Below are 23,446 nucleotides of genomic sequence, written 5' to 3' on the forward strand. Positions count from 1 at the left end.
CGGTCCATGGCGTCGCGTCGAGGGTCACTGACCGTCCCGGTAGAATTCGTCCCATAGCTGCGCGTAGCGGCCGTTGGCCTTGAGTCGCTGCAGGCCGCGGTCGAACAGCTCCAGGTAGCGGCGATTCTCGGCGATGCGCCGGGAAAACATCAGGTGATAGTCCCAGCGCTGATAGGGCGCGGTGTGCCGCAGGACAGCCCGCTCCTCGGGCGTCAGCCGCTGGAACATCAGGTAGGTGCCGGTGCCCTTGGCGATATCCACCGCGGCAATGCGACCCGCAGCCAGCTTGCGCATGTTGACCAGATCGGTGCTGCCGGTTTCGTAGCGTACCCAGCCGCGTTTCTCCGCTTCCTCCAGCACCGGGGCCTTGGCCGATCCGAGGGCGAGGCCGATGCTCAGACCGTTCAGCTTCTCGGCGCCGGCCAGGGTGCCGTCCCACTGCAGGGGATGGTCGCGGTGATAGAAGAGCACCAGTTCGTCGCTGTAGACCACCTCGGAGGAGAACAGGCAATCCGCCTCCCGCTCCGGTGTGCGCCCCCAGATCGCCGAAGCGTGCCACTGGCCCCGCTTGACCTGCTGGTAGGAGCGCTTCCAGGGGAAGAAACCATATTCCACCGCGATGCCTTCGGCGGCGAAGACTTCGCTGACCAGGCGGGGCACAACGCCGTAGTCGGGCAACTCGGCGCCGATCAGCGGTTGCCACTCGCCGATGGCGATGCGAATGCGTTCCTCGGCCAGGCCGGGCGCGCTTGTCAGGGTCCATAGCAGGAGCATCGGGAGGAGGCGACTGAGCATGCTGGACTCGTGTACAGGGATGGGAAGACCTTCCGCAAGCGTAGACGGCCGCTTCGTCGTTGCCTGCGGTCGGCCTGCCCAGCAGGCCTGCGTCGAGGCCGGCGGCGGCTCTGCTAGACTGCGCGCCCGGTCAGCCACCGCCAGGTTTTCCATGTACCCGATTCCGTGTGCGTCGCGATGAGCCATGCTGTCTTTCGTCTGCGAGCCGAGCGCCTGGCCCGCAGTCTCAAGCCGTTCCAGGCGCGTGGCTCGCGCATGCCGCGCTGCGCGCAATGCCGTGTGCCCCATGCCTATTGCCTGTGTGCCTGGCGTCCACGCATCCCGGCGCAGGCGGGCGTCTGCCTGCTGATGCATGACATCGAGCCGCTCAAGCCCAGCAACACCGGCTGGCTGATCGCCGATGTGCTGGCCGATACCTTCGCCTATTCCTGGAGCCGTACCGAGGTCGATCCCGGCCTGCTGGCGCTGCTGGCCGATCCGCAGTGGCAGCCGTACCTGGTATTTCCGGGGGAGTTCGTCGCACCGCAGCGGGTGGTGACCGAGGTGGCCCAGCCGAGTGGCCGGCGCCCGTTGTTCGTGGTGCTCGACGCCACCTGGACCGAAGCGCGCAAGATGTTCCGCAAGAGCCCTTATCTGGACGGCCTGCCGGTGTTGAGCCTGCAACCCGAACAGCTCTCGCGCTATCGCCTGCGCCGCTCCAAGCGTGACGATCACCTGTGCACCGCGGAAGTCGCCGCGCTATGCCTGGAACTGGCCGGCGATGCGCGCGCGTCGGAGGCGCTGGATGCCTACCTGGATGTGTTCACCGTGCACTACCTCGGCGCCAAGCACCATCGCCCCCTCGACCCGCACGACGACCCGCATCGACGGTTGGCTGCGTTTCTGTAGGCCGGGTGAAACCCGCCAGCGACGGGCACACCGGCGGCTATTTGCCCAGCTGTTCGACCTGCTTCGGCCATAGCTGCGTCAGCAGCATGCCGGCGAACATCAGCGCGCAGCCGAGGTAGCCCTTCAGGGCCAGGCTTTCGCCGAGCATGAGGGCGCCGGCGATGGCGGCGAACACCGCCTCTAGGGACAGAATGACGGCCGCATGGGAGGCAATCGCATCCTTCTGTGCCACCACCTGCAACGTGAAGCCGACCGCCACGCCGAAGATGCCGCCGTAGAGAATCGCCGGGCCGGCCGCGATGATGGCGTCCAGGCGGATTTCCTCGAACAGCGCCGCCAGCAGCAGGCTGATGAGCGCGCAGGTCAGGAATTGCAGCACCGCCAGGCGCAGCGGATCGTGCCGCCGGGCGAAAAAGCCGACCATCAGCACGTGCACGCCCCATACGCAGGCGCCGGCCAACTGCAGCCAGTCGCCGGAGGCGACCTGGAAGTCGTCGCCGATGCTCAGCAAGGCCATGCCGATCACCGCCAGGATGGCGCCCATCCAGGTGCCGAGGCCGGTGCGCTGGCCGACCAGCAGGCCGAACAGCGGCACCATGATCACGTACAGGCCGGTGATGAAGCCCGAGTTGGTCACGCTGGTGAACAACAGGCCCACCTGCTGCAAGTTGATGCCCAGCGCCAGGGCCAGCCCCATCAGGCCGCCGCCCAGCAGCAGGCCTCGGCTCAGCGGTTGTGCCGGCGCGGCATCGCGCGGACGCCAGAACAACAGGGGCAGCAGGATCAGTCCGGCCAGGGCAAAGCGCACGCCGCTGTAGAGAAACGGACCGACGGCATCCATGCCCAGGCGTTGGGCAACGAACGCTGTACCCCAAATCATGGCGGTGAACAACATCAACAGATCGGCGCGCAGGGCAGGGTTTCGCATGATGGCACTCGGCAGGCAAAGCCGCTGACTCTGCCTTAAAGTATTCAGCTTGACCACCCCGTCACGGCTCGGCATGCTGGGCGCCGTGTCAGGCGCGAGGGTGCCTGGGCAGACGGCGCTGTGTGCCGCCTGTCGGCGGGTCGAAGGGTGCTGGGGGGCACGTCGGCCTGGGGCCGCAAAATGCACCGTCGATCGGTGCGATAACAAGAACAGGATCTGCTTACCTATGGCTGCCTACGAAATCCTGATTGCCGACGACCATCCACTCTTCCGTACTGCGCTGCAGCAGGCCCTGACCTTGGGGCTGGGCCCGCAGGTGACGCTGGTGGAAGCGGCCAGCATCGCCGAGCTGGAAGCGCGCCTGGCCGAGAAAACCGACTGGGATCTGGTCCTGCTGGACCTGAACATGCCCGGCGCCTACGGCTTCTCCGGGCTGGTGCTGCTGCGTGGGCAATATCCGCAGGTGCCGGTGGTGATGATCTCGGCGCAGGAAGAGGCGGCGGTGGTGGCGCGCTCGCTGGAGTTCGGCGCCAGCGGTTTCATCCCCAAATCCAGCTCGCTGGAAACCATCCAGAGCGCGGTGCGCGCGGTGCTCGACGGCGACACCTGGTGGCCGCCGCAGGCGCAGGAGGGGGCGGGCGTTTCCGCCGAGGCCAAGGCCGCCAGCGCCGGCTTGGCCAGCCTGACCCCGCAGCAATTCCGCGTGCTGACCATGGTCTGCGACGGTCTGCTGAACAAGCAGATCGCCTACGAGCTGAACGTGTCAGAAGCCACCATCAAAGCCCACGTCACCGCCATCTTCCGCAAGCTCGGGGTGCGCACGCGTACCCAGGCGGCCTTGCTGTTGCAACATCTGGAATCGATACCGAGTTAACCCTGCCATGTCCGAATTCAAGGGCCAGTCCGGCCTGAAACGTATCTATAACGCCGCCGGCTATTCCCGCGATGGGTTGCGTGCGGCCTTCACTGGCGAAGCGGCGTTCCGCCAACTGGTGCTGCTCAACCTGGTGCTGATTCCGCTGAGCTTCTTCGTCTCGGTCAGCCGTGGCGAGCGCGCCCTGCTGATCGCCGTGTGCCTGCTGGCACTGATCGTCGAGTTGTTCAATTCGGCGATGGAAGCGGCCATCGACCGCATCTCCCTCGACCGCCATCCACTATCGAAGAATGCCAAGGACATGGGCAGCGCCGCCCAGTTCATCGCCCTCAGCCTGATTGCCAGCGTCTGGGCGGTGATCATGCTCGGCTAGCACCATCCCGCATCCCTCAGGCAATGGTCGGCAGCACGATCTGGTCGCTGCGGCGCACGCCCTCGGTGAGTTTCCGGCACTGGTCGAGAAACTCGCGCATGGCAGCGGTCTGGTACTTCTGCTTGTGCCAGATGAAATAGAACTGCCGGGTCAGGTCCAGCTCCGGGGTCTCCACCGCCACCAGGCTGCCGCGGCGAAAGGCATCGCGCAGCGCCAGGCGGGAAATGCAGCTGATGCCGAGGCCGGACTCGACGGCGCGCTTGATCGCCTCGGTGTGCTCCAGCTCCAGGCGCACGTTCAGTGCCGCCGGGTGATGACGCATTGCCTGGTCGAAGGTCAGCCGCGTGCCGGAGCCCTGCTCGCGCAGGATCCAGGCTTCCCGTGTCAGTTCCTCCAGGCTGGCCTGGCCACGTTGCGCCAGCGCATGCTGCGGCGCACAGAACACCACCAGTTCGTCCTCTACCCAGGGCCGCACTTCGATGTCCGGGTGCTGGCAATCGCCTTCGATCAGCCCCAGGTCCAGCTCGAAATGCGCCACCTGCTGCACCACATGGGCGGTGTTGTGCACATGCAGGCTGACCCGGCATTCCGGATGCTGCTGCATGAAGCTGCCGATCAGCAGCGTCGCCAGGTAGTTGCCGACCGTGAGGGTCGCGCCCACCTCCAGCGAGCCGAAACCACTCTTGCCGTTGAGCAGGTCTTCGATTTCCCTGGCCTGGTCGAGCAGCGCCACCGCCTGGGGCAGCAACTGCTCGCCGAGGGCATTGAGGCTGAGGCGCTTGCCGACGCGGTCGAACAGTTGGCAATCGGACTGACGCTCCAGTTCGGTGAGCGAGGTGCTGGTTGCCGATTGCGACAGCGCCAGTGATTGCGCGGCGCGGGAAACGCTTTCCTGCTGGGCGACGGCGACGAAAACCTGAAGTTGGCGCAATGTGAATCGCATATCTATATAACCGATAACCTATATCTTGATAATCCATTTCACAGATATCTTGGCCGCTTATAAGATTGCCCGCAATTGTTCCCGCAAAGCATTAGCCCTTCAGAGGAAGACCGCATGAGTAACCTGAACATCGAGCGCGTGCTCAGTGTGCATCACTGGAACGACACCCTGTTCAGCTTCAAGACCACCCGCAATCCGGGTCTGCGTTTTGAAAACGGCCAGTTCGTGATGATCGGCCTAGAGGTCGAAGGCCGTCCGCTGATGCGTGCCTACTCCATTGCCAGCCCCAACTACGAAGAGCACCTGGAGTTCTTCAGCATCAAGGTGCCGGATGGTCCGTTGACCTCGCGCCTGCAGCATTTGAAGGAAGGCGACGAGCTGATGATCAGCCGCAAGCCCACCGGCACCCTGGTGCTCGACGACCTGCTGCCCGGCAAGCATCTGTACCTGCTCAGCACCGGCACCGGCCTGGCGCCGTTCATGAGCGTGATCCAGGACCCGGAAACCTACGAGCGCTTCGAGAAGGTGGTACTGATCCACGGCGTGCGCTACGTGAACGAAGTGGCCTACCGCGAATTCATCACCGAGCATCTGCCGAAGAACGAATTCTTCGGCGAGGCACTACGCGACAAGCTGATCTACTACCCGACCGTCACCCGCGAGCCGTTCGAGAACCAGGGCCGCCTGACCGACCTGATGCGCAGCGGCAAGCTGTTCGCCGACATCGGCCTGCCGCCGATCAACCCGCAGGACGACCGCGCGATGATCTGCGGCAGCCCGAGCATGCTCGACGAAACCAGCGAAGTGCTCGACAGCTTCGGCCTGAAAATATCCCCGCGCATGGGCGAGCCGGGCGACTACCTGATCGAGCGTGCGTTCGTCGAGAAGTAAGCGCCCGCCAAATGAAGACAGAGCCCGCCTATTCGGCGGGCTTTGTATTTGCGCATGGTGGATTGGTGCAGCCCACTGGACCCCGGCCTTCGCCGGGGAGACGAGTCTGAGGGAGTTCTTCCAAGCGCATGCCTTGCACTGCCTGGACCGACCAACACACAGCCTGGTTTACCTCGTCATATCGGCGCAGGCCGGTAGCCAGGGCGGCAGACGCCGACGCATTGATGGACTCAGTGGGCCGCGGCCTTCGCCGGGGACTTGGGGGTAAGCCTAGCGCATGCCTTGCACCGCCTGGACCGATCGACACACCGCCTGACCTTTACCTCGTCATGCCGGCGCTGGCCGGTAGCCAGGGTGGCAGACGCCGAAGCGTTGATGGACTCAGTGAGACGCGGCCTTCGCCGGGGGATGTGGGGGTGAGCCTAGTGCATGCCTTGCACCGCCTGGACTGATCGACACACCGCCCGACCTTTACCTCGTCATGCCGGCGCAGGCCGGTAGCCAGGGTGGCAGACGCCGAAGCATTGATGGACTCAGTGGGCCGCGGCCTTCGCCGGGGATGTGGGGGTGAGCCTAGCGCATGACTTGCACCGCCCGGACTGATCGACACACCGTCCGACATTTACCTCGTCATGCCGGCGCACGCCGGTATCCAGCGTTGGCAAAGCCGAAGTCTCGATGCGGCGCGGTGGGCCGGTCTTCGCCTCGGGAGGCGCTTTGGCTTGGTCAACTGAAGCGCTGCCCCGACACCGCCGGATGATAGAGCGGCTGGATCTTGTTCCCCGCCGGGTCCAGCAGGTGAAAGCTGCGGGCACCGTCGCCATGGTCGAAGGGGCGGTCGAGCAGGGTCACGCCTTTGCCTTTGAGGTACTGGTACCAGGCCTCCAGCTCTTCCACGCTGTCGACGATGAAGCCGTAGTGATCCACCGCCTGCACGCCGCTGCTCGGTGCGTAGGCGCGGCCGAGGGACAGGTTGTCGTTGCCGCAGGTGAGGTAGACCAGGTCCTCGTTGGCGCGATGCAGCACCTGCATGCCCAGTACCTCGACATAGAAGCGCTCGCATTCCTCCAGATTCGGTACCAGCAAGGCCAGATGGCGCAGGCCGTTGAGCCGGCTCGGGCGTTCGTGCATTCACTTGCCTCCTGTTTTGTATACAATTTGCCGGACTATAGGACAAAAGGAGACCGCTGTGTACAGCATCCTGCTCAAGACTCGCCTCAAACCCGGCAGCCGCGAGGCCTTCCTGCAGGCCATGGCGGCCAACGCCGCCGCCTCAGTGGCCGAGGAGCCCGGCTGCCTGACCTTCGACGTGCTCTGCGACCGCAGCGATGCGGATCTGGTCTGGCTTTACGAGGTGTACAGCGACGAGGCCGCATTGGATGCCCACATCCAGACCGCGCATTTCCTCGCCAGCCGGCCGCTGGTGGAACCGCTGATCGTCGAGCAGGAGGTGATCGAGGCAGATGTGGCGCTGCTCAACCCGCGGCGCTGATGATTGTTCCCAGCAGGACCTAGTTGCGCGGGGCTGTCGCTTGCCCTTTCTCCCCCAGCTCTCTCTCGCAAGGGAGAGATCAACTCCGAGGTCCGGATTGTTCGTCGCACGTTCGTTGGGCTTCGCTGCGCTCAACCGCAACCTACGGCGCGTGCGGGTAGGTTGGGTTGAGGTACGAAGCCCAACGAGCAGGCCGTCACCAGCCGCGCGCCGGCTCAGCCCTTCACCACCTCCAGCACCCGGATCAGCCCCGGCTGCGGGTAGTGCCAACGCACGTCCACGTCCCACAATCGCGCACCATAGCGGCGCTCGGGTTCGGGCACTTGGTAGGCCGGGCGTGGGTCCTGGGCCAGGCATTGCTCGATCAGTTGCACCAGCGGTTCCCCCAGGCGCAGGCCATGCTCGCGGGCCTGCTCCAGGGCAGCGGGTGCCCACTCGACCGGGATCGGCGCGGGCGGGGCCTCGGCAATGGCGTTGCGGACCTCGGCAAGGCTGTCGGCGTAGGGCACGTAGGGTTTGATGTCGAGCACCGGCGTGCCGTCCAGCAGGTCGATGCCGGACAGCCACAGCTTGCCCGGCTCGACCTTTTCCAGTTTCACCACCGACTGGCCGATGCCGTTCGGCCGGTGGGTGGCGCGGCTGGCGAACACGCCAATGCTGCGGTTGCCGCCCAGCCGCGGCGGGCGCACCTTGAGCCGCGGCTTGTCTTCCAGCGCCTGGTGGAAGAGGAACAGCAGCCAGACATGGCTGACTTGTTCCAGCCCCTGCACCGCCTCCGCCTGGTCGAACGGCGCGACCAGCTCCAACACGCCACGCGCCGCCGGCGCCAGTTGCGGTTGGCGGGGAATGGCGAACTTCTCCTTGAAGCAGGAGCGGACGTAGCCGACGGGCGAGATGCTGTAGGACATGGCGGCGAGAGGGCTGTAAACGGGCGCCTATCTTACCCACATACCGCCAGATGAGGCGTGGACCCGATGCGGCGAGGGCGCATGGGCTCAGGGAGTCGGCCCTGCGACCAGCAGGGCCAGCCCCCAGCCGGCCAGCAGCAGACCTGCCGCGCGGCCCAGCCAGGGACTGGGGGGCAGGATCTTTTCCAGCAGCACATAGATGCCGATCAGCGCCACCCACAACAGGTTCATCACCCCGACCACGAACAGCACGCCCATCAGCGCCCAGCAGCAGCCCAGGCAATAGGTACCGTGGGCCAAACCCATGCGCCAACCCCCGGCCAGGCCGGGACGCCAGTGGCCGAGGAAGAAGGGCAGCGGTCCCCGGCAATGCTCGAGGCAGGCCGTTTTGCCCGGCAGCCATTGGTAGATGCCGGCCGCCAGCAGCAGGCTGCCAGCCAGGACGGCGCTGTTGCTGCGCATGTCCGGGTTGAGCAGCGCGAGTCGGTCCAGCCCCCATTGCAACAGGGTGGCGAGCAGGGCGAAGCCGGACCAGACGGTCAAATAAGCCGTGGCGAACAGCGCAAGGGCCAGGTGCCGCCGGGGCGCCGGCAGCCGCTGGCGCAGCAGGGCCTGGTAGAGCAGCAACATCGGCAGGGCGCTGGGCAGCATCATGGCGACCATCATCACTGCCCACATGGCGAACATCAGCAGCGCATCAGCCGCGCTCCAGGGCATCGGCATCCCGGCCATCGCCATGTCGGCCATGCCGCCGGGCGCCGCCATGCTCTCGCCCATCCGCTGCAACGACAGCCAGGCGAGGCTGCACAATGCCAGCACGCACAGCACAAACAGTACCTGCTCCTTCGACGGCGCTCGCCTCGGAACCGCCGCCAACGACCAGGCCATGTTCAGCGCACCAGGCCGTGACCGGTGAAGTGCACCTGGGCGAAGTGGCTATGGCTACCTTGCGACTGCATCTGCAGTGCCGACTGGGTGCGGTAGCTGCCGCTGGCCATTTCTGCCTCGATGAACTCGAAGCCATCGGGCAGCACCAGGCGCGCCCGCTGCGGTTCGCCGGTCACCGGGCTGCGGATCGGCTCGCCGCTGGCCTCCAGCACGCCGGGAATGCGCAGTTGCGCCAGGCGACCGGGCACGTCGATGGACAGCTCGATGGGCACGAACTGCGGTTCGAACATCTGGCTGATGGTGCTACTGAAGATCTGGAACACATTGGCGCCCGGTTCGCTCTCCTGGCCGGACAGGATGGTCAGCAGCGCTTCGCGCTGTGCCTCGTCGGCGCGCTCGTCGATGAATGCCTGGCAACTGCCGTTGCCTTCATGAATGGCGCCCGGCCAGGCGAAGGTGCCTGCCCAGAGGAGCCCATCGAGCCGGGTTTCGCGAAAATGACCGGAGTCGACGCGCATGGCGACGACCGCCTGGCAGTTACCCTGGGTAGGGCGAGCGCTGAATTGACAGGGACAGCCCCAGGCGCAATTGCAGGAAGCGAATTCGACACCCTGCATGCGCCAGTCCGCGATGTTCATGGCTAACCTCCTCGCCGGTTGGCGAACGGTGTTTTAGCCCCCATCCATAACGCTAGCAGGGCGTCGGTCGCCGGAAGGCCGGGCCGACCAGCGACACGCGGGAGCGGCCTCAGAGGTGAAAGCCGCCGTCGATGGGAATGATCGCGCCAGTCATGTAGGCCCCTGCAGTGCCGGCCAGGCTGATGGCCAGGGCGGCCATCTCTTCCTCGCGGCCCCAGCGCTTCATCGGGATCATCGCCGTGTCCTCGGCCAGGGCTTCGGCATCATTGGCGATATGCTTGGTCATCTTGCTCGGGAAGCGGCCGGGGGCGATGACGTTGACGTTGATGTGCTCGCCCACCAGTTCGCGGGCCAGCATGCGCGACAGTTGGTGCAGCGCCGCCTTGCTCGGGCCGTAGGCGTAGGCTTGCTCGCCGTGGGAGGTGATGCCGGCCACCGAGCCGATGTTGATCACCCGCGCCGGGTTCGCTTCGCTGCCGGCCTTGCGCAGCAGCGGCAGCAGTTGCTGGATGCAGCTGAACACCGAGGTCACGTTGAGCTGCATGACCTTTTCCCAGCCCTTGACCGGATAGCTCTCCAGCGGCGCGCCCCAGGATGTACCGGCGTTGTTCACCAGGATGTCCAGTCGTTCGATGCGGGTCGCCAGTTCAATCGCCAGTGCCTTGGCGCCTTCTTCGCTGGAAAGGTCGGCGGGCACGCCGATGCATTCGCCAAGGGCGGACAGCTCGGTCGCCGTCTCGGCGCAGGCTTCGGTGCTGCGCGCGCAGATGATCACCCGCGCGCCGGCGCGCAGAAAACCTTCGGCGATCATCTTGCCGATGCCGCGGGTGCCGCCGGTGACCAGGGCGGTGCGGCCGGAGAGGTTGAAGTAGTCGAGCATGGCGGACCTCATGAGCAGGAAAGGGAAGCGCCAACCCTAACCGCAGTCGCCGTGCCCGGCGCCGATCATTGGGCGGCGGAATGCCAGGGCATCAGGGTCGTGCTCATGGGTTGGCCTCGGCTCTGGGCGAATCGTTCTTGCGCACCCCGCGAATGTTCAGCGTGGCCAGGCCGACCTGCAGCACGATCAGCGCGTAGGCATTGGCGTGCCAGCCCCAGGCGATCCACAGCACATTGCTGAGCAGGAAGCACCAGAAGCCCAGCATGCGCCGCCGTGGATTCAGCGAGGCGATCTGCCAGGCGGCGGTGAGGGTGGCGACCATGGCCGGCCATTGCAAAAGATCGATCCAGTTCACGACATACCCCGAGCATCAAAGTAGCAGTAGGGCGGGGGGAACCCCGCCAGTCAGATACGGCGCCCGGCAGACCGGCCCAGGCCATCATCCCGGCGCCCCCTGCGTAGCCACAGCCGGCGGAGCCAGCGCTGGCCGCACCAGCAGGCAGCGGCAAGGTAGGCGAAACCGCCCGGCACCCACATCAGCAGGCCGGCCAGTTGTTGGTCGCCGAGGTCGCTGGCGTCCCGGTACAGCGGCACGCGGGCAAATGTCAGCAGGGCGCCGAGCAGGCCGGTATGCATCGAGGTCAGCAGCAGGGCGAGCAGCGCTTCGCCTTGCCGCCGACCGCCTGCGTGCAGCACCGACCACCAGAACAGCCAGGCGCTGAACAGGAAACAGGCATGCTCGAACAGGTGCCACCAGGGATGGTCCAGCGCCAGCCGGTAGGGCCGTGGCGCATGCCAGATCCAGATCAGCGCGCCATGGATCAAGGTGGCCGCCATCGGCCGCTGCGCCACCCGCAGCGGCAGGCGCCAGAGCCTGGCGGCCACTTTGCCGAACAGCACCCGCCACTGCACCAGCGGTCGCGCCAGCACCCACAGGGGCGCGATGGCCAGCATCAGCAGCATGTGCTGGAGCATGTGCAGGGCGGCGCTGTCTTCGGCCCAATCGTCCAGCGGGCCGAACAACGCCAGCCAGGCCACCGCCATGCCGCCCTGGAACAGCCAGAACTCCGCGCGCTGCGGGGGCTGGCGACGGCAGCCGAGCAGATGCAGCAGCCAGGCTGCCGCCAGCAACGCCGCGCCAAACAGGATCGGCAGCCGCTGCGACGACAAGCCGCCGGCGAACAGGCCATGGGCCATGGCCGGTGTGCTCAGCCCCATCGACACGGCGAAGAGCAGCGCTACAGGCATGGCGGTAGCCTCAGCAAGGGCAGGCCGATGAATAGCGTGGCCAGTGCTGCCACCAGGTGCTGCGCGGCACCGACGCGGGCGACGAAGCGCTCGGGGCGCGTCGGCAGGCGATGGCGCGCCTGCCAGCAATGCCGGGACAGATACAGCAGCAGGCCGCCGACCAGCAGGCTGCCGATGCCGAGTGTGAGGTTCAGCGGGTTGCCCGCGCCCAGCCCGGTGGCGGGCGGAAAGTAGGCGCAGCCGATCGACAGCCCGGCATACAGGCAGACGAACCACAGGCTCCAGAGCGTCAGCCCCAGCGCCAGTTGCAGCGGATGTCCGGCCAGCGGCGTCATGGCAAGCCCCCCCAGCTGCTGGGAAACAGCACCATGGCGAAGTAGCTGAGCCAGAAGGCCACCAGGCTGTAGTTCCACCACTGCTCCGCCACTGCCGGCTCGTAGGGCGCCAGTTGGCCGACATAGCCGCGTCGCACCCGCAAGGCCTGCAGCGCGGTAATGATCCAGGCCAGCGTGCAGTGCAGCAGCAGGTAGACGAGCGTCACCAGGATCACCGCGTCATGGGCGGTGGCGCGTGGGTGCAGTGGCGCTTCCAGGAGAATCCAGAGCAGGCCGGCGGATTGCAGCAGGCCGAGCCCGGCGATCGCCCAGAGCTGCTCTTGCAGGATGGTCGCGCTGCTCTTGCGCAGGCTGCCCACCACCTTGCGGAACCACAGAGCGGCGAGGCTCAGCAGCAGGCCATCGAGCAGCAAGGGCAGCCAGGCCAGCGGCGTCTGCTCCGGCATCAGCCAGGCCGGGGAAACCGTCCACAGGAAGAACCAGCCGAACAGCAGCGAGAGGAATAGCGAGCCGTTGGCTAGCAGCGTCATGCCCATGCCCCACAGGCCGGGGCCGTCGAAGGTCCGCGAATGCAACGGCGGGTCGCCCGGCTGGGTCTGCGCATCGGGGGCCGCCAGTGGGTGGGCGCCGTTCTCCCAGGACCAGCGCAGCAGGATGGCCAGGGCAACCAGTGCGGCCACCGCCGCCAGCGGGTACAGGCGCAGCAGCAGGGACACGCAGACCACCGCCAGCGCCAGCGCGACGAAGAACGGCAGCCAGGTATTGCCCGGCAGATGGATGATTTCGCGGACTTTGCCGCTCAGCGGGTCGCTGCCCCAGGTTTCGCGGCGGCCGTGGTCGATGGTGCGCAGGGCATGCCGGCCTTCGGCGATGGTGCGTGGCAGGTCCGGGTCGTCCCACAGCGGGTGACGGCTGCGCACCGACGGCAGGCTGACGAAGTTGTACGGGGTCGGCGGCGTGCCGGTGGCCCATTCGAGGGTATCGGCCTGCCAGGGATTGGTCCCGGCGCGCCGGCCGAAGCGCCAGTGCAGGCCCAGGTCCAGCAGCACCATGGCAATGCCCAGGGCCATGACGAAGCCACCGATGGACGAGACCAGGTTTGGGAGGTCCCAGCCGAGCCCGGCCTGGTAGGTATAGATGCGTCGCGGCATGCCCAGGAGGCCGGTCCAGTGCATGATCAGAAAGGTCAGGTTGAAGCCGCCGAAGGTCAGCCAGAAGCCCCAGCGGCCGAGGGTTTCCGAAGGCAGGCGACCGGAGAAGTGCGGTAGCCAGTAATAGAGTCCGGCCATCAGCGGGAACAGCATGCCGCCGACCAGCACGTAGTGCATGTGGGCTACCACGAAATGGGTGTCGTGCACCTGCCAGTCGAACGGCACCAGCGCCAGCATCACCCCGGTCAGCCCACCGGCGACGAAGATGATCAGGAAGCCCAGTATCCATAGCATTGGCAGCTCCAGGCGCGGGCGACCGGTCCACAGGGTCGCCAGCCAGGAAAACACCTGGATCGCGGTGGGAATCGCCACCAGCATGCTTGCCGCCGAAAAGAACGCCTGGGCCAGCAGCGGAATACCGACGGTGAACATGTGGTGCACCCACAGGCCGAAGCTGATGAAGCCGGTGGCCAGCACCGCCAGCACCACCCAGCGGTAGCCCACCAGCGGGCGCCCGCAGAACACCGGCAGCAGGGTACTGACGATGCCCGCCGCGGGCAGGAAGATGATGTACACCTCGGGATGGCCGAACAGCCAGAACAGGTGCTGCCACAGCAGCGGGTCGCCGCCGCGGGCGACATCGAAGAACGGCAGTCCGGCGGCGCGCTCCAGCTCCAGCAGGATGCTGCCGAGGATCAATGGCGGGAAGCCGACCACGATCATCAGCGCCATTACCAGGATGTACCAAGCGTAGATCGGCATGCGGTCCAGCGCCATGTCGCGGGCGCGGGTACGCAGGATCGATACCACCAGCTCGACCCCGGCGGCCACCGCGGAAATCTCCACGAAGGTGATGCCGAGCAGCCAGAAGTCGGAGTGCTTTCCGGGCATGTGCCCGGCGCTGGACAGCGGCGTGTACATGAACCAGCCGGCCTTCGGCGCCATGTCCAGCAACAGGCTGGACACCAGGATCAGCCCGCCGAACAGGTAGCACCAGTAGCCGAGCGCGCTGAGGCGAGGGAACACCAGGTCCCGTGCGCCGATCATCTTCGGCACCAGGTAGACCGCCAGGCCCTCCATCATCGGCACGGCGAAGAGGAACATCATCACCGTGCCGTGCATGGTGAACAGCTGGTTGTAGCGGTCGGGGCCGATCAGGTCCTGGCCGGGCAGTGCCAGCTGGGCACGCAGCAGCATTGCTAGCAATCCGCCGAGCAGGAAGAACGCCAGGCCGGTGACCATGAAACGCACGCCGATGGTGCTGTGGTTGACGATGGTCAGGCTGCGCCAGCCGCGCGGGTTGCCCCAGACTTCGTTGAAGTCGTCGTGCAGGCGGGCGGGGTCGCGGGCCGGCGTGTCGCTCATGGCGCGAGGCTCTCCAGCCAGGTGGCGAGCGCGTCGACCGTGCGCTCGTCGAGGTGGTCGTGGCGTGGCATGGCGTTGTAGGGCTTGAGCTGCTGGTGCTCGCGCAGCCAGCGGCCGATGGCGCCATCCTCATTGACCAGGGCGCCGGCGCCGAAGCTCGGCCGCGAGCCGACGTCAGTCAGGTCCGGCCCGCGCTTGCCCTCGCTGATGCCGGCGACGCGATGGCACTGGCCGCAGTAGGGGGTGAACGCTTCGATGGCCGCGGCGTGCTCGGCCGCCGGTTCCGGCGCGCGTTGGCGAGCGTCCAGCCAGTCGGTGAATTCGCTTTCTTCGAGGGCGCGCACCGCCAGCACCATATGGGCATGCTGGGCGCCGCAGAACTCGGAACACTGGCCGCGGAAGTCGCCGGGCCAGTCGGCTTCCAGGCGCACGACCTGGCGGCGGCCGGGCAGCATATCCAGCTTGCCGCCGAGGCGCGGCACCCAGAACGAATGGATCACATCGGCGCTGCCCACCTCGACATCCACCGGTCGCCCCACCGGCAGGATCAACTGGTTGGCGGTGACCACGTCGCGGTCCGGATAGCGCACCTCCCACCACCACTGGTGCCCCGTGACCTGGACGCGCAGCGGCGGGTTGGCCAACGGCAACGGCAGCATACGGTGGCCCAGCGGAATGCCGAAGCCCAGCAGCACCAGCACGCAAAGCCCCGGCAGCAGCAGGCCGCCGCCGATCAGCCAGCGCCGGGTCATGGCGCGTGCTTGCGCTTCGTCGTAGTCGCGCGGTCGGCGGTAGAGGGCGTAGAGCCACAGGCCGACGACCGCCAGCAGCACCAGGCCGAAGACGGCGAACATGCCCCACCAGAGCCCGGCGGCGGCCCGCGCCGAGGGGCCGGCCGGGTCCAGCATCGATTGCGGGCCGCTGCAGCCGGGCAGGCAGGGAATTGTCAGCGCCAGCGCAGTCCAACCCTTGTAGCCGCCACTCTTGCCCAGGATGCCGATATGCCTACGCGCCCGCTGGAGACCATTCGCAGCCGCGCCGCCCTGCGCAGCCACCCGCTGCACCCGATGATGATTCACTTCCCGGTGGCGGCGCTGCTCGGGCTGGTGGCCAGCGACCTGGGCTACCTGATCAGCGAGGATCCGTTCTGGGCGCGGGCCGGAATCTGGCTGTCGGGCATCGGTGCCTTCGGCGGTTGGATCGCCAGCACCGCCGGCGTGGTGGACCTGTTCAGCGTCGGCCGCATCCGCCAACTGGTCACTGGCTGGTGCCACTCGATCCTGGCGGTGATGACCCTGTCCCTCGCTTCGCTCAACTGGCTGCAGCGCTATGTCGAAGCCGAGAACATCTTTCCCTGGGGCTTGTACCTTTCGCTGCTCACCGCATTGCTGATCGCCGCCACCAGCATGCTCGGCGGCATGCTGGTCTATGAGCACGCGGTGGGCGTGGAAGTCGAGAAATGAGGGCGCCGGGCGTTCAGCCATGGGTTCTCCTAGAGCGGCTTGGCCAGCACCAGCCAGAGGACCAGCAGGATCGACAGGCCGGAGACCCCGGCCAGTGCCAGGCAGGGCCAGGCGATGCGGCTGTGGGGATCGCGCTCCAGGCGCAACAGCAGCGCACCGCAGAGCGCATGGCAGACCACCATGGCAACCACCGCCGTGAGCTTGAGCACCAGCCAGGCGCCCACGATGCCCTGCAGCAGGAACAGCGCCGTGCCGGTGAAAATGGTGAACAGCGCTGCGGGCGTGGCAACCAGGGTGAACAGCCGGCGGCTCAGCGGCAGGCTGTCCACGGCGAAGTGGGAAGCGCCGACCTGCCCGGCGGTGGCCACCAGCAGTGCCGGCATGTACAGCAGCATGCCGCACCAGCTGACCAGCCCGGCGATATGGAGTAGCAGCAGCCAAAGCATGTCCAGGTCCGTTCGAGGCGATGCGACCTTGCCCGTCCGTCCGCCCGCGTCTACCGGGCGGCAGGGGACCAAGGGCACGTGTTTTTCATAGAGTGCGCAGCGCAGCGGACGTTCAGTGGCGCGTGGCGAAGCCCAGCGGCGAACTCGAAGACAACCCAGGCCCCGCCGATGGCTGGCAAGCCGCTCGTTGGGCTTCGTACCTCAGCTCAACCTCCCGGCCCCGCAAATCCGCAGATTGCGATTGAGCGCAGCCCCACGGGGGCGCGAAGACAAAATCCGAACCTCGGCAATGAAGTGCTTCGTCTACTCAGCACTTCATTGCGAGGCCGGTCTCACTTTCAGCAGTGGATTGCCCAAGCGCAAGTCCACAGCACTTAGGATCGCTCTATTTTTGGAAACTAGGGGTGCGCAGTGGTCAGACTTTTCGCCTGCTCTATATTGACGTTTACCCTATCCGGGTGCGAAGCGGTCTTTATCGGCACCACGCTGTTTAACTGTGCCTTGCGGCCAACACCCGAGTTCATGCCTCAGGCTCTACCGGCTGCACAGGTGGGGCGGTTCTATAGCGTTCCCTTTGAAGTTATTCAAACGAGCTCACCGGTTCATAGCATCTATGTAAGTAACAAAGAGCCATTGCCGGATGGTTTGCACATTGAGCATGAGGAGCGTAGCTCGCATGGGTTAATTACCGGAGTCCCCATCATGGCGGGGGTCTATGAGGTGCGTATATCTGCTGGAACCTATGGCACTCAGTGTGTCGGGTTAAAGGCGGAACGAAGCTATCGGTTGGTAGTAGCCGAGTAACAAGAATCCCGATTCCGTCTGGAACCGGTTTTTTGTTTTTCGGGGGGCAGCGGGTGCCTGCTACGCTTTGCGCCAGACGCTGGCGAGCCAGGGCTGTTGTGCGCGGGGAAGGCCGGTGGGGCGGTAGTAGTGTTCCAGCTCGGTGAACCCGGTATCGGTCAGGAAACGCCGCCAGGTTGGTAGGTCATGATAGGCGCCGTAGCGATCGCCGCTCCAGCCCTCCTGGTTGTCGCCTCGTGGGTTGGAGCTGAATAGCACGCCCGATGGTTTCAGGGCCGTGTGCAGTTGACGCAATACCCGCGGCAGTTCCTGCGTTGGGATATGGAAGAGCGCGGCGTTGGCAAAGATGCCGTCGAAGTACTGGGCCGGTAGCTGCAGGTCAAGGAAGTTCTGCTGCCAGACTTCGCAGCCGCTGGAGGCGCGAGCCATCTCCACGAAGCTCACCGAACCGTCGAGGCCAATGGCGTGGTGGCCGCGTGCGCTGAATACCTTAAGGTCGCGGCCGGGGCCGCAGCCGAAATCGAGCAAGGTGAAAGGCGGCGTGGCCTGGATGTGGCGCAGCAACGCGTCGATGTTCTGGCTGACATCATGCTCGCGAGTGCCTTCGCGAAAGGCTTCGGCATGGTTGTCGTAGTGCTGCAAGGTCTGCACTGACGCATGGGTCAGCTCGCTGGGATTGAGTTTCACCGGTCGCTCCGATGTCGGCGGAAGGTTGGGCCAGCTACCAAGAGCTCGGCGGAGAAGAATCCTGTTGCTTGGCAGGCAGTTCGAGCAGTGTGCCATTCGGGTAACAGGATTAATGTGCAATTCGCTACAGCGTTACTCTTTTACCCGGCTTAAATTCATGTGCTCAAAGTTATCTCGCGTCATGTGATGGTGCACTAAAAGTGAGCGCCTGCTATGTTGCTCATAAGCTTATAACGAAGCGATGAATATTTGTTTTGACAGGGTGGCAATTTCCAAAGGCGTTGACCGTTACTTGGCTCCTTGTTGATGTAGGAAAAAAGCCATTGGTAATCACCTAGCTTAACTTCTTGTAAGATATTATCCATATGGCTTGTTGACACTATTTCTCTATACGACTGAATTTTAAAAAAAATTTAAGTGGCACTAAAGTACCTGACGAACGGCTATTTCCCTCTTCTGTTTTTCGCCTACCGTTCCGAGGCCGTTGATAAAACGGACCACAAGTCCAAGAAGAGGGAATAAGATGAACAACCAGAAGTTGTCGTTCTTAGCCATTGCGTTACTTGCCATCAGCACCACCGCTGGGGCGATCATCAAAGATGAGGTGGGTCGGGCTCAGACACTCGAGGCCGAGCAAGCCGACAATCGCTATATCATCAAATTCAAAGTACCGGATGGACCGGAACCAAGCCTGATGGCGCAGAGCCAGTTCAGCACCCAGGCTGCCCAGGCGGTACTGTCGAAAGCCAATGTGCGGGCCCTGATGCACTTACAAAGTGCGGGGGCCAGTGTGGCTCGGCTCGATGCCCAGCAGCTCGCTCAATTGCGCAATGACCCGGCAGTGGCCTATATCGAGAGGGACCCCCGGCGTTATCTGATGGCCGAGCAGGTTCCCTACGGCATTACCATGGTGCAGGCGCCACAAGTGTCCGATGCCAACATTGCGAGCCGTAAGGTCTGCATCGTCGATACCGGCTACTCGCTGGGTCATGAAGACTTGCCTTCCAGCGGCATTACCGGCAACGACGGTTACGGCAGCTACGACACCGGCAACTGGTACGAGGACGGCGACGGCCACGGTAGCCATGTGGCGGGCACCATCGCCGCGTTGGGCGGCAATGACAAGGGCGTAGTGGGCGTGAGCCCTTCCGGCAATATCGGGCTGCACATCGTCAAGGTATTCAATAACAGTGGCAACTGGGCCTATGGCTCCGATCTGGTCATGGCCATCCAGCAATGCCGCGACGCCGGGTCCAACGTGATCAGCATGAGCCTGGGGGGTGGCGGTGCGTCCACCACGGAGCGCAACGCGATGGACAGCGCCTTCAACAATGGCGTGCTGGTGGTGGCGGCGGCGGGTAACAGTGGCAACAGCTCCTTGTCCTATCCGGCTTCCTACGACTCGGTGATGTCGGTGGCGGCGGTGGACAGCTCCGGTAACCGCGCGTCGTTCTCGCAGTACAACAACCAGGTGGAAATTGCCGCGCCCGGCGTGAACGTCCGCTCGACCACGCCTGGTAACACCTATGCCAATTATTCCGGCACCTCCATGGCCACGCCTCACGTTTCCGGGGTTGCCGCGCTGGTCTGGAGCAATCACACCCAGTGCACCGCCAAGCAGATTCGCAATGCGCTGAATGCCACGGCCGAAGACCGCGGCAGCGCAGGGCGCGATGTCTACTACGGCTACGGGATCATCAAGGCCAAGGCGGCCAGCGACTATATCGCCGCCAACGGCTGCGACGGCGATGGCGGCACTCCTCCCGGCGGTGGCGAAACCCATGAAAACCTGGCGGCTTCGACCGGGAGCTGGCTGCGCTACTCCTTCGACCTGCCGGCCGGCGTCAGCACGCTAACCGTGCGTATCACTGGCGGTAGCGGCGATGCGGATCTCTACACCCGTCTGGGCAGCCCGCCGACCACCTCGTCGTGGAATTGCCGTCCCTATAAGTACGGCAATGAAGAGGTTTGCACCTTCAACAATCCGACCGCGGGTACCTGGCATGTGGGGCTGCGTGCCTACAATCGCTTCAGCGGCGTGAAGCTGACCTGGAGTTACTGACAGGTTCGTGAGCGAAACAGAGGGCCGGCGATTCGCCGGCCCTTTTTCGTGGTGTCTGCGATACCGAAGACCGAACCGTGCTGCATGCGCATCGGCATGACGGGTGTCCGGGCATCAGCCGGGTGCCTTCACTTCCTCAGCCATTGGCCGTTCAGCTGGATGTACTGGCCGGATGGGGTCTTTTCGATGGCCTTCTGCCCGGCGATCGCTTCTACGTCACTGAGCTTGATGCCGTTCTCCTGGGCCAGGCGCTGGTATTCGCTGCGGCGGGCCTGATTGATCAGGCGGGCGATTTCATCGACATCGCCGCCGGGCTTGACCACGCCCAGGTAGCCGTTGGGCTGTTCGCCGAGCTGCCCGGCGGCCTTGGCGGCGCCCAGGGCGGACATGGCTTCGTTCAGGTTCATGGCCCAGGCCGGCAGGCTCAGGCAGAGCGCCAGCACCAGGCTTCCCAATCGTTTATGCAGACTCATCGGGCTCTCCTTCAGAACAGGCCGCTGTTTTCGTTGAAGATGTTGTCCAGCGCCTTGTCCACCTTGATGTAGATCTCGTGCTGAATCTTCACGTTGAGGTTGATATTGATCGGCTCGTTGGGCATGGCCAATTCGACCCGCGGGGTGCACGCCGTGCCCAGTAGCCCCAACAGCAGGACGGCGAAGAGTGGGCGCAACCGCATAGGCTGTCTCTCCTGTGGCGGATGGGCCGCCGCCGATCAGGGCGACGGTATGGATGGCTGCCAGTATGCATGGACTGCCCATGGGAACAACCGACCGCTACTACCAAGCTAGCCGTTGCCGGCGCTCAAGGCGACTGGGCGGGCTTGCTCCTCAGGTAGTCCTGCACGCGTCGCTGAATGGTTTCGTTGACTCGATCGCTCAGTTGCAGGCTGGTGAGCAGCGCGGGGATGTCTTCTTCCAGGTTGATCGTGAAGTTGATCGGCCGGCCGCCCTCCACGTCCGGATTGCGGCCTTCGAGGCGCAGGTTGAGCAGCAGCTTGCCCTGCTCGTCGTAGGTCACCTGACTGCTGAGCACCGAGTAGTGGAAGTTTTCCAGCGCCTCGGCCACCAGCTGCATGGCCGGATTGCTGCGGCCGAGGGCTTCGATGCGCTCGGAGTGGAATTGCAGCTGGCCGGGCTCGCGGGCCTGCAGGTGACCTTGCTCGATGCTCAGGCCGTCCGGGCCGACCCGTAGCGGCAATTCGCCGTCGAGGGTGCCGCTGCCATCGAGCCCCTCCGCCGGGTAGGCGAGCAGCAACCGCTCGACCTTCACCCCCTTTATATGCAGCGGCAGGCGGCCGCTGGGTTGGGCCAGGTCCCAGTTGCCGGGCTCTACCCACACGCGGCCGCCAAGGAATGTGGATTCCGCCCGCTGCCAGGTCAGGCGGCCACCCAGCGGTTGGCCCGCGGGCGCGTCGTAGTGGGCCTGCAGATGCGCGGGGCCGATGACCACGCCGGGGTTGGCTTGCTCCAGACGCAGGTCCGGCAGTGCCAGGTGCAGGCGGTTGTCCCGCAGGCGAAACTCGACGCGGCCATCCAGGCCGCTCAGCTCGCTGCGGTCGTAGATGCCGGATAAACCTTTCGCGGTCAGCTGGAGTTGCGCTTCCGGAGCTGCTCCGTTGCTGGGCAGGCTGAGCCGTGCCTCACCCTGCATGCGGCCGTTGCTCAGCTCCAGTACGGTGGGCCAGGTGCTGATGGTCTTGGCCAGCGGATTGCCGGCGCGGAAGAACAGCTCCGGCAGGTGGGCTTCGAGGGCAAGGGGGCCGTCGAACGGCCTCTCCAGCGTCAGGTTCAGGTTCAGTCCGGCATCGTTGGCCAGCGAGCCGCTCAGGCCCAGCCGGCGCAAATCCCCGTCCAGCTTTCCTTGCCAGCGCCAGCCCTGCGGGTGCAGCTGCGCTTGTTCCAGGCGCCCTATATGCAATCGAACCGGACCCTGAACGACCAGGCTGTGCAGGGCACCCTGGGCATGCTGGCCTTGCAGGTGCACACCTTTAAGAGCGATGTCCATCTGCTGCAGGCGAATACCGGGGGCTGCGCCGGCATCGTTGACGCTGACATGGGAGCCCTCCGTCAGCGCGAGGCTCAGCTGCTGCTCGTCCAGGTGCCCCTGCAGGCGCAGGTCGAGGCGGGGTTTGCGCAGGGTCAGTGCATCCAACTGCAGAAGCGGGGCGTTTCCCACGAGGCGAGCGTTGGTCAACTGCAGTGCCCAGGGCGGGCGGCGGGTGATGCCAAGATTGGCGTGCAGCTCCAGCTCGGCCTGTCCCTGGCTATCCAGGCGCAGCAGCAGCGGCAACAGCGTCGGGTCCGTCGAGGTGGCATCCGGCTGCAGGGTCACGTGCAGCGTATGAGGGCGCAGGGCCTCGGGAATCGTCGTCAGCCAGTCCCCCTGCACGTGGGTCAGTTGCAGGTCGCTGTCGACGCGGCTGGGAAACCATTGCCCCTGATCGATCGCCAAGTCCATCGACAGGTCGCCCTGCAACCGGCCCAGGCTGGGAACCGGCCAGGCGACAGGCAGGTGGGCGACGAGACGAACGCTGCCGTCGGCGCGCCCCAGGCTGCTCAGGTCCGGCGGAGCAGGGAGCCGCAGCTGCCATTCAGCATCGAGGCTCAGGCTGTTCGGCGGGGCTGGCTGCCGTTGCCCGGGGGCGTGCCATTCGCTCAGCCACTCCAGCAGCCAGGGGGCCTCCGGTAGTTCGGGCAGCTTCAACCGGCCGCTCCACAGCCAGTCGCCCGCGCGGCGTTCGAGGTGGCTGTTGAGGGCCAGGCGCGGCTGGTCGTCCAGCGCCAGGCTCAGGTCGAGCCGGGCGTCCTCGGGACGGCCCTGCCACTGCGCCAACACCTCCAGGCGCCTATCGTCGCGAAGCAACGAGAATTCCAGCAGGGCGGGGAACAGCGTGCCGGCGTGGCGCAGGCGAACGGAGCCGTCGAGCGGGCAGCGGCCGCTGGCACAGGGTAGCTCGGCATGCAGGTGGTCGACGCGCAGGTCCAGCGGCAGCCGCCGGGCCCATTCGTATAGTCGGTATGGATCGACTGGCGAGCCGCCGGGTACGCGCTGGCCGGACGCATGTCGTACAAGATTCAGTCGCTGGATGTGCAATGACTGCAGGCGAGGGGGAACGTAGTCCCAGCGCAGTTGCAACTGCTCTGCCTGCATGTGCGGTGCGCCGTCCTGCCCGATCGCTGGCCGTATTGCCAGCTGCTGCAGGCTGAGCCCGTCGAGGCCTATGCCCAGGCCCTGCCAGTCTACCTGCAGGCCCTGCTGGTGCAGCCAGCGTTGAGCGGCGTACCACCCTGCGCAGGCCGCCGCCAGCAGGGTCAGGATCAACAGCAATGCCAGCCAGATGCCGGCCCGCAGCCAGATGCGCCGGCCTGCCATTGGGGTACCTCACAG

26 protein-coding genes are annotated in these 23,446 nt (G+C 65.4%); 8 read left to right on the forward strand and 18 right to left on the reverse strand.

All coding sequences use genetic code 11. The features are described from left to right. Positions 1–24: 24 nt before the first annotated feature. The gene (locus ACWKV7_RS13580; RefSeq protein ID WP_483858215.1) at positions 25–795 is read right to left on the reverse strand and encodes a substrate-binding periplasmic protein; all 771 of its coding nucleotides are present in this window, start codon (positions 793–795) and stop codon (positions 25–27) included. 177 nt (positions 796–972) lie between these two features. On the opposite strand from ACWKV7_RS13580, the gene ACWKV7_RS13585 reads away from it, so the two are divergent. Beyond that, positions 973–1,683, forward strand: a complete 711-nt coding sequence (locus ACWKV7_RS13585; RefSeq protein WP_483858216.1) for a tRNA-uridine aminocarboxypropyltransferase — start codon at positions 973–975, stop codon at positions 1,681–1,683. Positions 1,684–1,720: 37 nt separating this feature from the next. On the opposite strand, the gene ACWKV7_RS13590 is transcribed toward ACWKV7_RS13585, so the two are convergent. Then, a complete protein-coding gene (locus tag ACWKV7_RS13590; RefSeq protein WP_483858217.1) occupies positions 1,721–2,611 on the reverse strand; it encodes a DMT family transporter in 891 nt (296 codons plus the stop codon). A 226-nt stretch (positions 2,612–2,837) separates the two neighbouring features. Between ACWKV7_RS13590 and erdR the strand changes: the two genes are divergently transcribed. Both erdR and ACWKV7_RS13600 read left to right on the forward strand, forming a co-directional pair. Then, the gene (gene erdR, locus ACWKV7_RS13595; RefSeq protein ID WP_483858218.1) at positions 2,838–3,485 is read left to right on the forward strand and encodes a response regulator transcription factor ErdR; all 648 of its coding nucleotides are present in this window, start codon (positions 2,838–2,840) and stop codon (positions 3,483–3,485) included. 7 nt (positions 3,486–3,492) lie between these two features. Next, entirely contained in the window at positions 3,493–3,858 is a 366-nt protein-coding gene (locus ACWKV7_RS13600) for a diacylglycerol kinase (RefSeq protein ID WP_483858219.1), read from the forward strand. A 16-nt stretch (positions 3,859–3,874) separates the two neighbouring features. Here ACWKV7_RS13600 and ACWKV7_RS13605 read toward each other — a convergent pair whose 3' ends face one another. Beyond that, on the reverse strand, positions 3,875–4,801 hold the full coding sequence (locus ACWKV7_RS13605; RefSeq protein ID WP_483858220.1) for a LysR family transcriptional regulator: 927 nt from the start codon (positions 4,799–4,801) through the stop codon (positions 3,875–3,877). Between the two features lie 114 nt (positions 4,802–4,915). Between ACWKV7_RS13605 and fpr the strand changes: the two genes are divergently transcribed. Further along, positions 4,916–5,692, forward strand: a complete 777-nt coding sequence (fpr, locus tag ACWKV7_RS13610; protein WP_483858221.1) for a ferredoxin-NADP reductase — start codon at positions 4,916–4,918, stop codon at positions 5,690–5,692. Positions 5,693–6,418: 726 nt separating this feature from the next. Here fpr and ACWKV7_RS13615 read toward each other — a convergent pair. Then, the gene (locus ACWKV7_RS13615; protein ID WP_483858222.1) at positions 6,419–6,823 is read right to left on the reverse strand and encodes a VOC family protein; all 405 of its coding nucleotides are present in this window, start codon (positions 6,821–6,823) and stop codon (positions 6,419–6,421) included. A 58-nt stretch (positions 6,824–6,881) separates the two neighbouring features. On the opposite strand from ACWKV7_RS13615, the gene ACWKV7_RS13620 reads away from it, so the two are divergent. Beyond that, positions 6,882–7,184, forward strand: a complete 303-nt coding sequence (locus ACWKV7_RS13620; protein WP_483858223.1) for a putative quinol monooxygenase — start codon at positions 6,882–6,884, stop codon at positions 7,182–7,184. Between the two features lie 215 nt (positions 7,185–7,399). On the opposite strand, the gene tsaA is transcribed toward ACWKV7_RS13620, so the two are convergent. From tsaA to coxB, 9 genes are all read right to left on the reverse strand, one after another. Beyond that, positions 7,400–8,092 carry a tRNA (N6-threonylcarbamoyladenosine(37)-N6)-methyltransferase TrmO gene (tsaA, locus tag ACWKV7_RS13625; protein WP_483858224.1) on the reverse strand — a complete coding sequence of 231 codons (693 nt, stop codon included), beginning with the start codon at positions 8,090–8,092 and terminating at the stop codon, positions 7,400–7,402. Between the two features lie 87 nt (positions 8,093–8,179). Then, positions 8,180–8,980 carry a DUF2182 domain-containing protein gene (locus ACWKV7_RS13630; RefSeq protein WP_483858225.1) on the reverse strand — a complete coding sequence of 267 codons (801 nt, stop codon included), beginning with the start codon at positions 8,978–8,980 and terminating at the stop codon, positions 8,180–8,182. A gap of 2 nt (positions 8,981–8,982) precedes the next feature. Then, entirely contained in the window at positions 8,983–9,618 is a 636-nt protein-coding gene (locus ACWKV7_RS13635; protein WP_483858226.1) for a DUF1326 domain-containing protein, read from the reverse strand. A 109-nt stretch (positions 9,619–9,727) separates the two neighbouring features. Next, positions 9,728–10,498, reverse strand: a complete 771-nt coding sequence (locus ACWKV7_RS13640) for an SDR family oxidoreductase (RefSeq protein WP_483858227.1) — start codon at positions 10,496–10,498, stop codon at positions 9,728–9,730. 103 nt (positions 10,499–10,601) lie between these two features. Then, on the reverse strand, positions 10,602–10,853 hold the full coding sequence (locus ACWKV7_RS13645; RefSeq protein ID WP_483858228.1) for a hypothetical protein: 252 nt from the start codon (positions 10,851–10,853) through the stop codon (positions 10,602–10,604). A 50-nt stretch (positions 10,854–10,903) separates the two neighbouring features. After that, complete coding sequence (locus ACWKV7_RS13650; protein WP_483858229.1) at positions 10,904–11,746, reverse strand: cytochrome c oxidase assembly protein; 843 nt, start codon at positions 11,744–11,746, stop codon at positions 10,904–10,906. Continuing rightward, the gene (locus ACWKV7_RS13655) at positions 11,737–12,081 is read right to left on the reverse strand and encodes an LPXTG cell wall anchor domain-containing protein (RefSeq protein WP_483858230.1); all 345 of its coding nucleotides are present in this window, start codon (positions 12,079–12,081) and stop codon (positions 11,737–11,739) included. The genes ACWKV7_RS13650 and ACWKV7_RS13655 overlap by 10 nt, the downstream gene beginning before the upstream one ends. Beyond that, positions 12,078–14,597 (reverse strand): cytochrome c oxidase subunit I, encoded by a 2,520-nt coding sequence (gene ctaD / locus ACWKV7_RS13660; RefSeq protein ID WP_483858231.1) that lies wholly within the window; start codon positions 14,595–14,597, stop codon positions 12,078–12,080. The genes ACWKV7_RS13655 and ctaD overlap by 4 nt, the downstream gene beginning before the upstream one ends. Then, positions 14,594–15,505 carry a cytochrome c oxidase subunit II gene (coxB, locus tag ACWKV7_RS13665; protein ID WP_483858232.1) on the reverse strand — a complete coding sequence of 304 codons (912 nt, stop codon included), beginning with the start codon at positions 15,503–15,505 and terminating at the stop codon, positions 14,594–14,596. Before coxB ends, ctaD begins: the two co-directional genes overlap by 4 nt. A gap of 93 nt (positions 15,506–15,598) precedes the next feature. On the opposite strand from coxB, the gene ACWKV7_RS13670 reads away from it, so the two are divergent. Next, on the forward strand, positions 15,599–16,060 hold the full coding sequence (locus tag ACWKV7_RS13670) for a DUF2231 domain-containing protein (protein WP_483858233.1): 462 nt from the start codon (positions 15,599–15,601) through the stop codon (positions 16,058–16,060). 29 nt (positions 16,061–16,089) lie between these two features. Here the strand turns inward: ACWKV7_RS13670 and ACWKV7_RS13675 are convergent, their stop codons facing one another. Continuing rightward, complete coding sequence (locus ACWKV7_RS13675; RefSeq protein ID WP_483858234.1) at positions 16,090–16,506, reverse strand: CopD family protein; 417 nt, start codon at positions 16,504–16,506, stop codon at positions 16,090–16,092. A gap of 522 nt (positions 16,507–17,028) precedes the next feature. On the opposite strand from ACWKV7_RS13675, the gene ACWKV7_RS13680 reads away from it, so the two are divergent. Then, complete coding sequence (locus ACWKV7_RS13680; RefSeq protein ID WP_483858281.1) at positions 17,029–17,310, forward strand: putative Ig domain-containing protein; 282 nt, start codon at positions 17,029–17,031, stop codon at positions 17,308–17,310. A 60-nt stretch (positions 17,311–17,370) separates the two neighbouring features. On the opposite strand, the gene ACWKV7_RS13685 is transcribed toward ACWKV7_RS13680, so the two are convergent. After that, positions 17,371–17,997 (reverse strand): class I SAM-dependent methyltransferase, encoded by a 627-nt coding sequence (locus ACWKV7_RS13685; protein ID WP_483858235.1) that lies wholly within the window; start codon positions 17,995–17,997, stop codon positions 17,371–17,373. A 523-nt stretch (positions 17,998–18,520) separates the two neighbouring features. Between ACWKV7_RS13685 and ACWKV7_RS13690 the strand changes: the two genes are divergently transcribed. Continuing rightward, positions 18,521–20,059 carry a S8 family serine peptidase gene (locus ACWKV7_RS13690; protein ID WP_483858236.1) on the forward strand — a complete coding sequence of 513 codons (1,539 nt, stop codon included), beginning with the start codon at positions 18,521–18,523 and terminating at the stop codon, positions 20,057–20,059. A gap of 128 nt (positions 20,060–20,187) precedes the next feature. Here the strand turns inward: ACWKV7_RS13690 and ACWKV7_RS13695 are convergent, their stop codons facing one another. From ACWKV7_RS13695 to ACWKV7_RS13705, 3 genes are all read right to left on the reverse strand, one after another. Further along, positions 20,188–20,532: a YdbL family probable chaperone protein gene (locus ACWKV7_RS13695; RefSeq protein ID WP_483858237.1), complete on the reverse strand. Its 345-nt coding sequence runs from the start codon at positions 20,530–20,532 to the stop codon at positions 20,188–20,190. An 11-nt stretch (positions 20,533–20,543) separates the two neighbouring features. Next, on the reverse strand, positions 20,544–20,735 hold the full coding sequence (locus tag ACWKV7_RS13700) for a YnbE family lipoprotein (RefSeq protein ID WP_483858238.1): 192 nt from the start codon (positions 20,733–20,735) through the stop codon (positions 20,544–20,546). A gap of 125 nt (positions 20,736–20,860) precedes the next feature. Continuing rightward, on the reverse strand, positions 20,861–23,431 hold the full coding sequence (locus ACWKV7_RS13705; RefSeq protein WP_483858239.1) for an intermembrane phospholipid transport YdbH family protein: 2,571 nt from the start codon (positions 23,429–23,431) through the stop codon (positions 20,861–20,863). Positions 23,432–23,446: the final 15 nt, after the last annotated feature.

It is taken from the genome of Zestomonas ipomoeae (genome assembly GCF_057128665.1).